Consider the following 15,310-nt stretch of genomic DNA (forward strand, 5'->3'; position numbering starts at 1 on the left):
CTTTTTTCCTACTTTTTTATTTCTTATAATGACGCAGACTAATCAGACCTAATAAAGCCAATACATTCAATAGCCCAAATGCACCACCTGATGTTTTGACGCTCTTGCTATCCATAGCATTACTTTGCTCTTGCACCATATTTGCACTAAGCACCAGATATTTTTTATTTTCATTAAAACGCGTAGAAGATGTAACGACATGCAGTTCAAAAATATCTGCACCGCGCCAACTACCATTTGGCGTGTAAACTAAATTGCCATCAATATCTAAAGTCAGTGAACCTTTGCTCTCCGTTAAGGTTTGATCAACATATACACAGCCATCTTGCCATTGTTCACCATTGGGATGTTTGCCCAATAGTGCTTCACATTTTTCTTTCGGATATAAGTCACTGTCACCCAAGTATTGCAAGATATTGATTTTCGCTATTTCACCTACTTTTAAGTCCTGACCAATACGTGCAATGGTCGTGGGTACAATAATCTCAATAGCACCGCGGTCACACCAGCTGTTATCAGTGGTTCTGCTCTTATCGCGCTGATCTAATCCTTCACAGATCACCTGAACATGCTCAGTATCTGAATCAACTCGCCCTTTATTTAAAATGAGCGTGTCAAACATGTTATTCGCACTAAGTAAAATACGTGGCCGTATATATCCTAAAAAGGTATCTTTTGCTGTTGCATAAGGACAAAGTAAGGCTTCTTGGTCTGCAATGAGTGATTTACAACTGCCCTCGCTACTGTCTCCTGCAAAAAGTTTATTGCCAGTCCAAAATTCATTCGGATAATTGGCATCATCACTTCTACATTCAGAAGTAACCAAGTTATTTTGCAAAATACTTTTATCATCACTACTAAATTGGCAATTATTATTTGTTCCATTTGGATTACCAATCACAATACTGTTAGCCATATAGCCTTGAGCATTTGGTGCTTCAAACTGCACACCTGCAGTATTTGCAACAATAGTCAGATTATTTAAGCCTATTCCATCCCGAATATTAACAACATAGCCTGTGTTATTCACAAAGGTACTGTTGGTAATCATATTTATCTTAGAAGGAAAGGTCAGTTTAGAGGGGTCTAGAATATTCTTTTCACTAAAAATGTTGGCAGTGCCCGAAGTGGTTTTATTATTTTTAAAAACAACATTCGTGATGGTGAAATTTGGACGTTGACTGTATAAAATACCACCACTCATCGCTTCGTTATTTTCAATCAGACTGTTGCTAATCGATACACGGCTACTATATACATCGGCATCGGTATTCTCACCTACGTTATAAATAGCTCCTCCTAAACGCGCTATTCCTCCCGTGAGTTTTACATACTTTAAGACCAAGTTTTCATTATTATATAAAATACCGCCGCGATCGGCACAGACACTCTTTTGACAACCTTCAAAACTGACTTCTTGTATGTTTACTATAATGCGTTCTTTGGCATTATCATTAATATTAAAAACCTGATCTTGGCCTGTCATACGAATAATGGCGTTATTTAAACCGGCAACAGCTGTGTCACTAACATTGGTTTCATAATAAGTTTTCAAATTAAGTGCTGATGTAATATTAATTTTACTTGTCAGCGTATAGACTTTTAATTTATCTAGCAGAATAGTCGAGGTAGAGTTTTCTCCTCCACAGCCATAAAAACCTTCTTTCGGCAACCCCAAATTAACGTATTCTATTGCTTCACGTAATGAGCATTCCTTGTCATCTTTTTTAGTATCTTCAGTCGTATTTACGATAATATCTGCACTATAAGCATGTCCTGCAAAGCATAACATCCCTATACCTATGCTCCGCTTGAGCATATTACTCTCCTTATATTCTTTAATTTTTTTTATTCTTTAGTTGCAACATCCCTGCAACATCGAATTATTTTCCTGTACTTTGTCACAGCTTGAGTAATTACTCAAGATTTTTTATTTTTTACCGATATTCATCGATTAAGGCATAAATTTGTCTTAAATTCGCATGACTAATCTTAGTTTTCTCACCTTTTAATAGCTGAATAAGCTGTTCCAAAGTTTGCAGTAAAACCGAAGTCTGATGAGGCCCATGAGCCAATAAATAATCAATAATCTGCTGGTCAATATGAATTCCCCGACGCGATAACACCGAGTTCACCAATGCATAACGGTCAGCATATAAACTCCCTGAGGGTACCTTGACACTGACTGCCTGAGTCAGGCGGGACTGTAAATCCGGAAGTTCAAGTTTCAATTCAATCGGGGCCATACGGGAAGAAAAAACCAGCTGTCCACCACCTTCATTATTGTAATTAATTAAATGAAAAACTGCTTTTTGCCAATGTGGAACACCGCTGATCGCTTCGATATCATCCAGTGCAACCAGATCATATTGATCTAATGAGCTAATCGCTTCAGTCGGTGCATCCAGCAATTCAAGCAGTGAAACCTGAATTGCAGACTTGCCAATTTCCAGATAGGAATCACAAATAGCAGAAAGCAAATGACTCTTGCCAGATCCTGCACCACCATAGACATAAAAGCGGTTCATTAAACCGGCATGGAGTTGTCTAACTGCATCGATCACATGCCCCCATCCCGGCCCAGAAAAATCGCTAATTCTGGCGTCCAGTTGAGGTTCAATATCGAGTTGCAGTTGACGCATATATGAGTTTTAACCTTAAGGTTCTTTATTATCTATCGATTCAATCTTACTAGATTTTTCAGTCTCTTGCAGATTTTTTGCAGGATGATTTTTGACTTCAATATCAATCTGTTCGCTTTCAATTGAAACCGATCCTATATCAGTGTTCTCTATCACCACTTGAGGGTGCCCGTAAACACGGCTCTTTTCATAATACTCTCGTGCATGACGTAGCAGTACGACAATGACGGCGGCTACAGGCAAGGCAATCAGCATTCCCAGGAAGCCAGCCAGCTGGGCACCTGCCAATACGGCAAACACTACAGCAACTGGTGATAAACCAATTTTATCACCTAAGAGGAAAGGTTGCAGAATATAACCTTCTACCATCTGCCCCACCATGAAAACCACAACCACCAAGGCAAGATGGGTCCAGTCCAGACCAAATTGAAATAGTGTGGCGATTACAGCGGCAATGATTCCCACCGCAAAACCCAGATAAGGAATAATACTGGACAAACCTGCAATCATGCCGATAATCAGACCGACTTCAAGCCCAATCATTTGCAAACCCACTGCATAGACCACACCCAACAAAAACATCACCAAAAATTGACCTTTAACAAAAGCACCTAAAACACTGTGACATTCACTGACAATATTCAAAGTTGCCTTTTCATAAGGACGCGGAATCAATCTACGGAAACTGTCCAGCATGCGCTCCCAATCCAGCAGGAAATAGAAAGCAATAATCGGAATTAATATTATTGTTCCACCAATTTGAATAAAATTCAGACCAGACTGGGCAACCTTCAGCACGACTGCCTGAATACTGTCTGCACTGTAATTGGTTTGAATGTAATCCATAATGACCGAGGACATCTGCTCGGTGTCTATTTCCATCGGCACCAGATTAAATGTATGCGACAACCAGGGCAGGAAAGTATAGTTGACCCAGTGCATCCCTGCAGGAATACTGGTTTTGGCATACATTAGCTGTTTCCAGACCAGTGGAACCAGATACCACATTGCCCAAGTCAATACGACCCCAATCCCTATAAACACCACACTAATCGACACCCAGCGCGGCAAACCGATACGATGTAACTTATCTACTAAAGGACTAAACAGATAGGCAATTAAAAATGCCCCGATGAAGGGTAATACTACAGGTTTAAGCAGATACAGAACCCAAAGGATAAATGCGATTGCTGCAAGTATAAAAATGCGTCGTGAAGTGCGATCGACCATAGAAACTCGCCTTTTTTCGGTTTATTTGTTCTAGACAGTAAAATATTTTAATAAAGATAGCATTTTAGCGCATAAATAACATAAGAGTTTCGTATATTCGGGTATAATCGCGGCGCGAATGCGGAGACTTCATTATGAGCAACTCAACTTCCCCTAACACTGGTTTAAGCTATAAAGATGCGGGTGTCGACATTGAAGCGGGCGACTTACTCGTCGATCGTATCAAATCTGTCGCAAAACGTACTTCTCGTCCTGAAGTCATGGGCGGACTAGGCGGCTTTGGCGCACTTTGTAAAATCCCTAAAGGTTATGAAGAACCTGTTCTCGTATCTGGCACAGATGGTGTTGGTACAAAATTACGTTTGGCATTGAATTTGAACCGTCATGACACGATTGGTCAGGACCTGGTAGCAATGTGTGTCAACGATCTTCTTGTATGTGGTGCAGAACCATTATTCTTCCTCGATTACTATGCAACAGGTCACTTGAATGTTGATGTTGCAGCAAATGTAGTAACAGGTATTGGTGCGGGTTGTGAGCTTGCGGGCTGTGCACTTGTAGGCGGTGAAACTGCTGAAATGCCAGGCATGTATGAAGGCGAAGACTATGACCTTGCTGGTTTCTGCGTAGGTGTAGTTGAGCAAAGCAAAATTATTGATGGCTCTAAAGTTAAAGCGGGTGATGTTTTAGTGGGTGTTGCATCTTCAGGTGCACATTCAAATGGTTACTCTCTTCTTCGTAAAATTCTAGACGTGAAAAATGTTGACCTCACTCAAATTGTTGACGGTCGTCCACTTGCAGATGCTGCAATGGAACCAACACGTATTTATGTGAAGCCAATTCTTGAATTGCTTAAACAGGTTGATGTTCACGCGATGGCACACATCACGGGTGGCGGTTTGCCAGGTAACTTACCTCGCGTACTTCCAAACGGTGCTCAAGCAGTGATTAATGAATCTTCTTGGCAATGGCCGGAACTGTTCAAACTTCTTCAAAAAGAAGGTGGTGTTGAACAATTTGAAATGTACCGCACATTCAACTGTGGCGTAGGTATGGTACTTGCTGTTGATGCAGCAGATGCTGACAAAACTGTTGAGTTGCTAAACCAGCTTGGCGAAAAAGCATGGACCATGGGTCATATCGTCGACAATGCTGAATCTGTTGAAGGTGCAGACGAAAAAATCCGTGTAGTTTTTGCATAAGTACTTCGCATGATTAAAATTGCTGTCCTTGTTTCAGGGAGTGGAAGTAACCTGCAGGCCCTGATTGATGCCAATCTCTCAGGTCAAATTGTCGGGGTCATTTCCAACAAACCTGAAGCATATGCTTTAGAACGTGCTGCAAAAGCGGGCATTCAAACTAGCGTTATTGAACACAAGCAATATCCTAACCGTGAAGCCTTTGATGATGTCATGCATCAGCAATTGCTTGATTGGGATGTTGATTTGGTGATACTTGCAGGCTTTATGCGCATCCTGAGTGCCAAATTTGTCAAAGCCTGGGAAGGGAAAATGCTCAACATTCACCCTTCCCTGCTGCCGTACTACAAAGGCATGCATACCCATCAACGTGTACTTAACACCGGTGATGTACTGCATGGCTGTACGGTTCACTATGTCACTGCCGAACTGGATGCAGGTCAGGCTTTGGCTCAAGGTGTGTTGAAAGTGAATCTGCATGACAACGTTAGCAGTCTTGCCAACCGTGTGCATGTACTTGAACATGTCATTTACCCGCAAGTGGTGGAATGGATCTGTAATGGAACCATTCAGCATACTGAACAGGGTGTATTGTATCGAGGTCAGACAATGAAAGAGCCGGTGCAATTCTGCAAGTTTTAAAGAATATTAACGTATAAAAAACGCATCCGAGGATGCGTTTTTTATTGCTTTATTTTTTAACAAGCGCAGTAATTATACCGGCTGCCGTTGAATCAGTTGCTTGATCAATTCTACAGTCTCTAGCGGTTTTTCCAGCGGAAACATATGACTTCCCGGAACAACCGTATATGCAATATCAAACTTCTTTTTCGCAATTTGCGGAAAGCCCCGCTCAATAAATGGCCCTTGTTCCGCCATCAGCAGTTGGACAGGCACTTGAGGTTTTGGCTGTGGCAGCCACCATAATGATGGATTGGTTCTAAAAATATTCACCTCATCCATTTTGGAAATGGTCAACTCCACCCCGCCTCGCACCTTGTCTTCCGTTAAAGCATGATCGATATAGGCCTGAAAACAGGTTTCATCAAAATGTTGATAAAAGCCTTTGGGACGCAGCAATTCAGCTGCTTGTTCACGACTTTCCCAATGATCTCTGCGACGTAAGGACAAAGAAGCCGGCGACATTTTATCTACGGCTTTCAGCTTTAAAGTTTTGGCCACGTGCAAAGCAAAGGCGTCTTTCCCCATAATTAAAGGCGGATCAATCATAATGACCTGCTCAAACAGTTCAGGACGTTTTAAGGCTGCCTGAAAAGTCAGCACTGCTCCCAAAGAATGACCAAGGCCAATGACTTTGCTTCCATTAGCCTGGCGCACAATACTGTCAATCACTTGATTGGTCAGACTGTGCCAGTGATTGTCTATGGGATAACGCTTGTCCGGACCCAGTAAAGGCACATAAATAATGTCATATTCATCTTTCAGCCCATCAAACAGTTTTTGATAGACTTTCGATGGCACGCCATTGGCGTGCGCAAAGTGGATTACTGGTTTCATTGCAGTTTTGTCGTTTGTTCAGATTGGACTTGCTGTGAAATCGAGCTAGCAAAACCCTGTCCAATTGAACTCCCCATACGTCCTAGTACTGAATCGAAAGGATTATATTCAATGGTATAATTTACTGCTTTTTCCAGTTTCAGTTCTCGTTTCAAACTATTTAAACTGCCAGTACGGTCTGCAATGCCCAATTTCACTGCCTGTTCACCTGTCCAGAACAAACCTGAGAAGATTGCAGGATCAGTCGATTTCAATTTTTTACCACGGCCTTGTTTTACGGCATTGATAAAATGGTCGTGCACATTATCCAGCACTCCTTGTACATGAGCCTTTTGCGCAGGATCTACTGGCTGAGTCATTGATAAAAGTGCTTTGTTCTCACCAGATGTCATAGTACGGTCTTCAACACCTAATTTCTGCATCAAGCCATTCACGCCATAGTTCGGCATAATCACACCAATAGAGCCGACCAGACTTGAAGGGTTGACAATGATCTCATCTGCAGCAGAGGCGATATAATATGCACCTGAAGCACCAGTATCACCAATAATGGCATACAGTTTTTTGTCTGCATGGGCTTTTTTCAAATATTGAATTTCCTGCCAGATTTCATCCGATTGAACCGGTGAGCCACCAGGTGAATTAATATTTAAAACCACGGCTTTACTTTGCTTATTTTCAAAGGCTTTCTTGAGTGCTTTGATTGTATCGTTACTATTCACGCTTTGCTTGTCTGCAGCAATGGTACCAATAATATCAACCACCGCAATATGTGAGCTGGTGGTTGCCGTTGGATCTGCCGTAGATGTACTGCAGCTTTTAGCCAGTAACACCAAAATAAAAAGAATATAAGCAAAGGTGAGAAATTTAAAAAAGATTCCCCAACGGCGCGCACGGCGCTGTTCTTCTACAGAGGCTAAAACGGCTTTTTCTAAAATATGCCATTCTTTGCCAGTTATATTTTGCGAATTATGTTGTGTATTTTGAATTTCATTTTCTGGTTTTGGTGGCCAATCGGACATGGAAAACGATCCACTGTTAAGTTAAATTAGAGTCATTATATACACTGATCGGGTTAAATCTGTCTAAATTATCTGTTTTCCCTTATAATAAATTTATCTTTTCCATTCCTGATGCAATTGACAATATAACAATGACCGATCGAAGCTCCCAGAATACAACTTATCGTCTTTTGCAATTTATTAGCCGACAACCTATTCAAATTTCTCGATTTATAGCGCGTGGTTTAGCTGGTCTGGTCAATGCTCTTAAAATTTCCAAAACGTCAGAAACCATTCAATTGAATTTAAATATTGCACTGCCTGAACTGAGTGATACGGAGCGGGAAAAAATTACGGCTCAAGCCATCCGTAATGAGCTGATCTCTTATTTTGAATTTTTCAGTATCTGGGGTTCAAGCAATGAGACCAATCTGGCGCGCATTCATAAAGTGCATGGTAAGCAGCTGTTGTTAGATGCACTTGCAGCAAACAAAGGTGTAGTTTTAATCGTTCCACATTTTGGTACCTGGGAAATCATGAATGCCTATATTGCCCAATTTACCAAAATGACCATCATGTATAAGCCAGTCAAAAATGAGGCGGCCGATCTGTTTGTGCGTAACGCGCGCAGTCGCGAACAGGCAACATTGGTACCTACCGATGAATCCGGAGTTCGCCAGATTTTCAAGGCCTTAAAGCAAGGTGGAACAACGGTAATTTTGCCAGACCATACACCCAATGTTGGCGGTGAAATGATTCCTTATTTTGGACTGCCTTTGGCCACCAGTAATTTAAGTGCCAAACTGATTCAAAAAACCAAAGCCAAAACATTGTTTTTGTATGCACTGCGTAATGATGATCAGGGCTTCGATCTACATTTTGAAGCAATTGATGAACGTATTTATTCAGTTGATACCAATCAAGGCACAGGCATTATTTTTCAAGCCATTGAAAACCTGATCCGTCGTTATCCTGAACATTACCATTGGAGCTATAAACGCTTTAAAGCCAATCCTGAATTGGATGGACTGTATTATCTCAATAAAACAGAGGCCTTAGCACTGGTCGAAAAAGTCCGTGCTGAGACTGCAGACCAAAATACAATGTTTCCAGTAGAAAATGATCAGGTCATATAATCAGGCCTTATGATTTAAGCTTTACTGCTGCACGTTTTAACCATAGCTTTTGTTCACGTGCATAATGTAATTGCATTTGTCCATTGGCCTGTCTGCTAAATTGAATGCTGCCCTGCTGTACTGTGCTCAATACAGGAATATCCAGCTGCTGTAAACGCTGCAGCGTCATTTGACTGGGATGTCCATAACGATTGTTAAAGCCAGCCGAAGCGATCACGATTTTCGGTTTTAATTGCTTTAAAAAAGCATAGGCCGAACTGTGCCGACTACCATGATGCCCCAAAACCAGCACATCAACTTTTAAGTCTGGATAATCCTGCAGAATTTGATATTCCGTTCGCCAACCGGCATCTCCCATCAGCAAAAAATTTTGATAGGGTTGGGCATTTTTCACCTGTACATAAACCACGCAGGACATTTCGTTTTGATCAGTTTTGGCATTTGCCAAATTCTCTGCTTTGGGTGACAACACGGTTATGTTCATCCCATCATTCCACGACCATTGCTGTCCTTGATGACAATAATCAAACTGGCTGCTATCGGGAATGGGAACTTGCTCATTTGAATAAACATGCTTAATGGGTAAATCCTGTTTAATCGATGCATACGCCCCGCTATGATCCTGATCTAAATGTGTCAAAATCAGCTGATCCAATTGATCCACACCCTTCACCGATAAAAAGGGCAAAATAATTTGCTTACCAATACTAAATTTAGCTTCATTATAATTACCACCAGTATCAATCATCATGGTCTGGTCTTGATCCCGAATAAAAATTGCCTGTCCTTGTCCAACATCCAATACATTTAATTCAAATTGATTTTTACTGGCATCAAGACCAATTAAAGGAATAAAACACAATATGGACCAGGTTTTAGGTAACACAGCACGCGGTAAAAACAGGATTATCAAGCCTAGACATAAACTTAGCCACACGGCAAATGTCATCGCAATTGGCTGTAATATCGGGGCAAACAGCCCATCTAAAAGTTGCAATAACCACAGCAAAGCTGCAAGACACAGATCGTTGATTTGAAAAACAAGGCTACCCAAAGGTTCAGCAATGAAATAGCACAACGCTGCGATCACATCTAAGGGAACAATCACTAGACCAATCCATGGAATGGCGAATAAATTGCTCAATGGCGTAATCCATGCAATCTGTTTAAAAAACAGCATCATCAGTGGAAATAAAGCCAGAAATATTTTCCACTGCGATTCGATTAAAAGTTTGAGTTGCATTGTGATGTATTGTGTTCTGGTTTTTAACTCATCCATCCCCCTTCGCTGCTGCACGGTCTGGTAAATGCGCAGCAACACAAAGCATGCGCCATAGGACAGCCAGAATGCGGCTGATAAAATACTGAAGGGATCAAAAATTAATAGAATAGAGGCACTAGAAAGCAAAATATTAAATGGCCGGACCTTTTGCTTGAATAAGATAAATGCACTGATCAACAAGCAGCTCAACAGCGTTCTCAACGCTGGAATTTCAAAGCCGACAAATGCACAGTAAAGTACTACGCTCGCGCAAAAAGGCCAGATCAGCAGATATTGCTTTGGCCATTTCAAATAGAGTTGTGGTCGATCATGACGAATGAGCTGATGCAGCCCCCAACACAGCAGTACAGCAAAAATCAGCACATGTGGACCCGATATGGCCAGTAAATGGCTCATACCAAAGCGCTGAAACAGTTGCTCGGTTTCTGTATCCAGTAAACTTTTATCCCCGGTCAATAACGCCAGCATCAAACCTTTATGCTGCACGGGCTGCTGATGGATAAAATTGCGTAATGCCAAACGCTGCTGCTCAACCCAGAGTTGTAGCTGACTGGAAACAGAAGCTTGTTGTTTTAGGTATTGTCCATGCCCTAAAGCATAAACCTCTTGTTCTGTCAGCTTGTGTATTGATGAAACTTTAAATCCAGACATGATATTTTGCTGGATATACCATTGCTCCTGATCAAAGGCACCCTCAGTGGCATAGCTATGCGCAGGCAGGATTTGTCCCTGCAAACGGTAATATTGACCTAACTCAAGTACAGATTTGGAACCAGAATGCATTTCATTTTTTAAAAATGCCTGCCATTGCACGACTGCTGTATGGCGATTCAATACCTGAATTTTTTGCTGGATGGTCTGATCGCCTAATTCATTGATGTGTTTAATATAGACAATCACTTCAACCTGTTCACTCTGCTGCTCTCGAATCTGTAAACGCTCATTCAGTTGATGATCCGCATAGCTATAGCCGAGTATAATCCCCAGACTCAGCCCAATACAGCACTGTAAAAATTTAAATCCTAAGCAATGGGCCTGTTTGAAAACAGTCAGTTTTAAAAGAAGAGTCAGGATGAAAAGAGCGCTACACGGAAGGAGTAAAGACTGCAAGATCGGAAGAGTTTTTCCCATTATTGCGATACCCAGCACCCAGCCGATACAGATGATTTGAATCATTGTGATTATAATTTTTTTTATTTTAGGCAATATTAAAGCCCACCGCAGTGAGCTTCAATTGTTTTTTAAATTTGTCGATCAGTGTCTAATCATCAATCCAGACACCGTCTTGCATGTGCAAAATCGAATCGGCAGTTTGGGCCAACTGTTCATCATGCGTCACAATCAGCATCGCCATATTGAACTCATCACGTAATTCACTGAGCAGTTCAAAAATTTTCACTGCCGTTTTACGGTCCAAGTTTCCCGTCGGTTCATCCGCCAGCATCAGTTCCGGCTTTGCCACCAGTGCACGTGCCAAGGCTACACGCTGACGTTCACCACCAGACAGCTCACCCGGTTTATGCGTCATGCGATGTGACAGTCCAACCCGATTGAGCAAGTATTCGGCCTGTTCTTTAGACTGTTTATAGGTCGTTCCTGCACGCAGCATCAGCGGCATGGCGACATTTTCCAACGCAGTAAATTCAGGCAACAGATGATGGAACTGATAGACAAAACCTAAATGCTGGTTACGTAAATAGCCCCGTTCAGCTTCACCTAAATTATCGAAGCGTTTGCCGTTTAAAAACACCTGTCCTTCTGTTGGACAATCCAGCCCCCCCAACACATGTAACAAGGTACTTTTACCGGAACCACTGGAACCGACAATCGACACAAACTCGCCTTTTTTGACCTGCAGGGACAAGTTTTTAATCACTTCAACTGTGGTTTTGCCATCGGTAAAACTTTTCGAGATATTTTTCGCTTCGAGGACAAGATTACTCATAACGTAAAGCCTCTGCCGGTTGGGTTTTTGCAGCACGCAGTGCTGGATAAATCGTGGCAAGGAAACTTAAAATAAGTGACAGGCTCACAATCACCACGACATCTTGCCAACGCAAATAAGACGGCAAGTAATTAATAAAATAGGCATCAAACAGGTTCAAACCAAATGCGGTATTCAACCAGCCGATAAAGCCACTGATACTTGAAGCGAAGATAATCCCCAGAATGGCACCGGAAACAGTCCCGATCACACCAATAATAGTACCCTGTACCATAAAAATCCGGGTAATGGTTGCAGGTGAAGCTCCCAGAGTACGCAGAATGGCAATGTCGGATTTCTTGTCGGTGACGACCATCACCAGTGAGGACACAATATTAAATACTGCCACCAGTACAATCAGGAACAGTAGCAAGCTGACCATGGCTTTTTCCATCTGAATTGCACTAAACAAATTACCGTGGGTAAAGGTCCAGTTCGATGCATAGAAATTGCTTGGCAGATCTTTGACAATATCATCCGCCACTTCTGGGGCAAGGAAAATATCATCCAGTTTTAAACGTACACCTTGAGCACCGTCCGGCAAACGCAATAAAGTTGAAGCATCATTCAGGGCGATATAGCCCATCATGGAATCCACTTCTGCCCCAATACTGAAAATACCGACAATCTTGAAACGCTTGAAACGAGGCACTACCCCTGCAGGTGACGGTGTAGCCTCAGGCAGCACTAAAGTAATATTATCGTTTAATCCCAAGCCCAGTGAATCGGTCATTTGTTTACCCAAAACAATGCCAAATTCACCTTTTTTCAGGCTATCAATACTCCCCGCAATCATGTGATTCTGGATAATTGACACTTTCTTTTCGTATTCAGGTTCGATGCCCGTGACCATAATTCCGGCCACTTGCCCCTGTGCCGTCAGCATGCCCTGTAACTGGGTAAATGGCGCTACACCTTTGACATGCTCATGCTGTTCAACTTTCTTTGCAAGTTCTGGCCAATTTGTTAATATTTGTGTTGAAGAAACAGTAGCTTGAGGTATCATTCCCAATACACGGTTTTTCAGCTCGCGGTCAAAGCCATTCATTACAGACAAGACTGTAATTAACACGGCCACACCCAAGGTGAGACCGATCATAGACACCAGAGCAATAAAAGAAATAAAGTGGTTGCTACGCCGTGCACGAGTATATCTCAACCCGATGTACAGCGAGATTGGTTTAAACATACCATTTAGTCCGAGGAATAATTATGGAAAATTTACAGCATCAAAGCGGCAATATGGAACGCCGCGTTATGTCTCGTATCGATGCTGCTTTGCGAATTAATTATCAGATTATCTCTGATGATGTCGCACTTAATGACCCTTATGATCCTAACTTTGTGCTGCCCCGCTATTTTCTACTACTCGCAGAATTAGATCAATTTGATCATGCTGTAAACTACGAATTAGAACAATTAAATGAAAAAGATCAACAAATTGCTAGAATATTATCCTTATTCAACCAAAAATTAAACCTTATTACCGGCTCTTTATACGATGCAATTGTACAATCCATGTTACCAATCCCGGAACATGTCAATTTTTCCGAAACCGGTTTCAGTTTTTTTAGCGAGCACCCTATTCAGGAAGGCACTTATGTACATGTGACCTTGAGCCACCCTGAAAATTTCTTTCATATTGCCGCAACCGCTCAGGTAGTCTATAGCCGTACAGAAGATAATGGCAAGTTCCGTACTGGTGCTTATTTCATTACATTACATCCACAAGACCGGGTAAAACTTGCCGAGTGTGTCAACCTCAGCAAAAATAAAGATTAGAGATTTAACTGTTAGACTTGATCTTGATGGCGAGATTCTGGCTCGCCTTAAGATCACGATAAAAATAAACAAACAGGCCAAACAATAAAATAAAAGCGCCAACAAAAACCATCACCGATAATTTTTCATTATTCAGCATCGCTCCAAACAACATGGCCAACATGGGTGTCAGCACAGTAGTCAATGATAAGGTCGTCGCCTTAATGTTCTGTACCAGTTTGAAATAACAGAACATCGCCAACAGTGATGCCATAATCACCGCATAAAACAAACCAATTAATGCCTTGGTATTAGGGATATGATCTGGCGCATGCTGCCAGATAAATGGCAAAATGCACAGTGCAAACAGGCTGGAAACCAGAATGGATCCCGTTGCTTGAGCCATGGGTTTTAGCGGTGCATTGACTTTTTTGACCCAAAAAATCGATGCGCAATACACAAAAACACTGAACAACATCAGTCCTATGCCCATTGGCTGAACGTGATGGTCACTGCCACCCAGACAGATAATCCCCAGCCCCAATACTGCAATGCACATCCCCAGCCACTGCAAGCGATGCAAATGAACGTTAAAAGCAAAACGGCCAATCAATCCGGTCATAATCGGAGCCAGACCGAACATCAAGGCAATAATGCCTGAACTTAAATAGGCTGTGGCTAAATAGGTAAAAATTTGTGAACCAATAAAACTGCAGGCACCGGCAATATAACTATGCAGGGAGATTCCATTCAAAGGTAATCTGACTTTAAGAACGACCAGCAAGCCCAATGCTAAAGGCAGTGCAATAAAAAAGCGCAGTGCCAACGCCCACAAACTATGCAAGTCCGAAACACTCCAGACAATTGCCAGTGGCGTGGTTGCCCAGATAAATACCAATAAGGCATACGTGGACATGATATTGGTTTTTGATGGCATGAGGAGCTCAAGTTAGACTGCAGTTTTACGTTTCTGTTTCTGAATGGTTTGATCCAGTGAACTGGAAAATTCGCGCTTGTCCCGTTCAGAAATTGGTGGTGGACCACCCGTATTAACACCTGCTCCGCGTAATGAATCCATGAAATCACGTAAATGCAGACGTGCTTTTACATTAGCCGTAGTATAGATTTCACCGCGAGGATGAATGGCAATTCCACCTTTTTCAATCACTTGAGCAGCCAATGGAATATCTTGGGTCATGACAATATCATGCTCTTTCATGCGCTCGATAATTTCTTTATCTGCAGCATCTGCGCCACTCATCACCTGAATGGAATTAATCCGTACTGACGGGGTAATCCCCACATTTTGATTCGCGACAAAAGTGACTTCCAGCTGATAACGGTCAGAAGCGCGAATGATTACATCACGCAGGATTTTAGGCAATGCATCGGCATCGACCCAAAGTTTAAATGGCAGCACACCACATCCATAGTCAAAAAAGAATAGCCTGTAGTTTAGCAAATTCCATACGATAGGAGGATGGCTAAATTGATTCAGCTCATTTGCTGTTTTTAGATTTAACTCACATGGTCATGCTTTCCATGGCACACTTGCAG

At 41.9% G+C, this 15,310-nt stretch carries 14 protein-coding genes; 4 read left to right on the forward strand and 10 right to left on the reverse strand.

Going from position 1 to position 15,310, the window contains the following annotated elements; all coding sequences use genetic code 11:
* Positions 1 to 16: 16 nt before the first annotated feature.
* The 3 genes from rbtA to cxpE form a co-directional block, all read right to left on the reverse strand.
* Complete coding sequence (gene rbtA / locus ABJ384_RS09915) at positions 17 to 1,819, reverse strand: rhombotarget A (RefSeq protein ID WP_349927055.1); 1,803 nt, start codon at positions 1,817 to 1,819, stop codon at positions 17 to 19.
* Positions 1,820 to 1,937: 118 nt separating this feature from the next.
* Positions 1,938 to 2,642, reverse strand: coding sequence for a DnaA regulatory inactivator Hda (gene hda, locus ABJ384_RS09920; RefSeq protein WP_086196191.1), 705 nt, complete (start codon positions 2,640 to 2,642; stop codon positions 1,938 to 1,940).
* A 15-nt stretch (positions 2,643 to 2,657) separates the two neighbouring features.
* A complete protein-coding gene (gene cxpE, locus ABJ384_RS09925) occupies positions 2,658 to 3,872 on the reverse strand; it encodes a chloramphenicol efflux transporter CxpE (RefSeq protein ID WP_349927056.1) in 1,215 nt (404 codons plus the stop codon).
* 134 nt (positions 3,873 to 4,006) lie between these two features.
* Between cxpE and purM the strand changes: the two genes are divergently transcribed.
* Entirely contained in the window at positions 4,007 to 5,074 is a 1,068-nt protein-coding gene (gene purM / locus ABJ384_RS09930) for a phosphoribosylformylglycinamidine cyclo-ligase (RefSeq protein ID WP_086196193.1), read from the forward strand.
* A gap of 9 nt (positions 5,075 to 5,083) precedes the next feature.
* Positions 5,084 to 5,713 (forward strand): phosphoribosylglycinamide formyltransferase, encoded by a 630-nt coding sequence (gene purN, locus ABJ384_RS09935; protein WP_349927058.1) that lies wholly within the window; start codon positions 5,084 to 5,086, stop codon positions 5,711 to 5,713.
* Between the two features lie 72 nt (positions 5,714 to 5,785).
* On the opposite strand, the gene ABJ384_RS09940 is transcribed toward purN, so the two are convergent.
* A complete protein-coding gene (locus tag ABJ384_RS09940) occupies positions 5,786 to 6,589 on the reverse strand; it encodes an alpha/beta hydrolase (RefSeq protein ID WP_166167297.1) in 804 nt (267 codons plus the stop codon).
* Positions 6,586 to 7,611, reverse strand: a complete 1,026-nt coding sequence (gene sppA / locus ABJ384_RS09945) for a signal peptide peptidase SppA (protein WP_166167299.1) — start codon at positions 7,609 to 7,611, stop codon at positions 6,586 to 6,588. The genes ABJ384_RS09940 and sppA overlap by 4 nt, the downstream gene beginning before the upstream one ends.
* Before the next feature lie 131 nt (positions 7,612 to 7,742).
* On the opposite strand from sppA, the gene ABJ384_RS09950 reads away from it, so the two are divergent.
* The gene (locus ABJ384_RS09950) at positions 7,743 to 8,726 is read left to right on the forward strand and encodes a lysophospholipid acyltransferase family protein (RefSeq protein WP_349927061.1); all 984 of its coding nucleotides are present in this window, start codon (positions 7,743 to 7,745) and stop codon (positions 8,724 to 8,726) included.
* Between the two features lie 7 nt (positions 8,727 to 8,733).
* On the opposite strand, the gene ABJ384_RS09955 is transcribed toward ABJ384_RS09950, so the two are convergent.
* The 3 genes from ABJ384_RS09955 to ABJ384_RS09965 form a co-directional block, all read right to left on the reverse strand.
* Positions 8,734 to 11,184 carry a DNA internalization-related competence protein ComEC/Rec2 gene (locus tag ABJ384_RS09955; protein WP_349927063.1) on the reverse strand — a complete coding sequence of 817 codons (2,451 nt, stop codon included), beginning with the start codon at positions 11,182 to 11,184 and terminating at the stop codon, positions 8,734 to 8,736.
* Positions 11,185 to 11,269: 85 nt separating this feature from the next.
* Entirely contained in the window at positions 11,270 to 11,953 is a 684-nt protein-coding gene (gene lolD / locus ABJ384_RS09960) for a lipoprotein-releasing ABC transporter ATP-binding protein LolD (RefSeq protein WP_086196199.1), read from the reverse strand.
* The gene (locus ABJ384_RS09965) at positions 11,946 to 13,181 is read right to left on the reverse strand and encodes a lipoprotein-releasing ABC transporter permease subunit (RefSeq protein WP_349927065.1); all 1,236 of its coding nucleotides are present in this window, start codon (positions 13,179 to 13,181) and stop codon (positions 11,946 to 11,948) included. Before ABJ384_RS09965 ends, lolD begins: the two co-directional genes overlap by 8 nt.
* A gap of 23 nt (positions 13,182 to 13,204) precedes the next feature.
* Between ABJ384_RS09965 and ABJ384_RS09970 the strand changes: the two genes are divergently transcribed.
* A complete protein-coding gene (locus ABJ384_RS09970; protein ID WP_086196201.1) occupies positions 13,205 to 13,774 on the forward strand; it encodes a PilZ domain-containing protein in 570 nt (189 codons plus the stop codon).
* Positions 13,775 to 13,778: 4 nt separating this feature from the next.
* On the opposite strand, the gene ABJ384_RS09975 is transcribed toward ABJ384_RS09970, so the two are convergent.
* Positions 13,779 to 14,690, reverse strand: coding sequence for an EamA family transporter (locus ABJ384_RS09975; RefSeq protein ID WP_349927068.1), 912 nt, complete (start codon positions 14,688 to 14,690; stop codon positions 13,779 to 13,781).
* A 12-nt stretch (positions 14,691 to 14,702) separates the two neighbouring features.
* Positions 14,703 to 15,173, reverse strand: coding sequence for a YaiI/YqxD family protein (locus ABJ384_RS09980; protein ID WP_166167311.1), 471 nt, complete (start codon positions 15,171 to 15,173; stop codon positions 14,703 to 14,705).
* Positions 15,174 to 15,310: the final 137 nt, after the last annotated feature.

Source organism: Acinetobacter sp. A1-4-2 (genome assembly GCF_040233925.1).
GTDB lineage: Bacteria > Pseudomonadota > Gammaproteobacteria > Pseudomonadales > Moraxellaceae > Acinetobacter.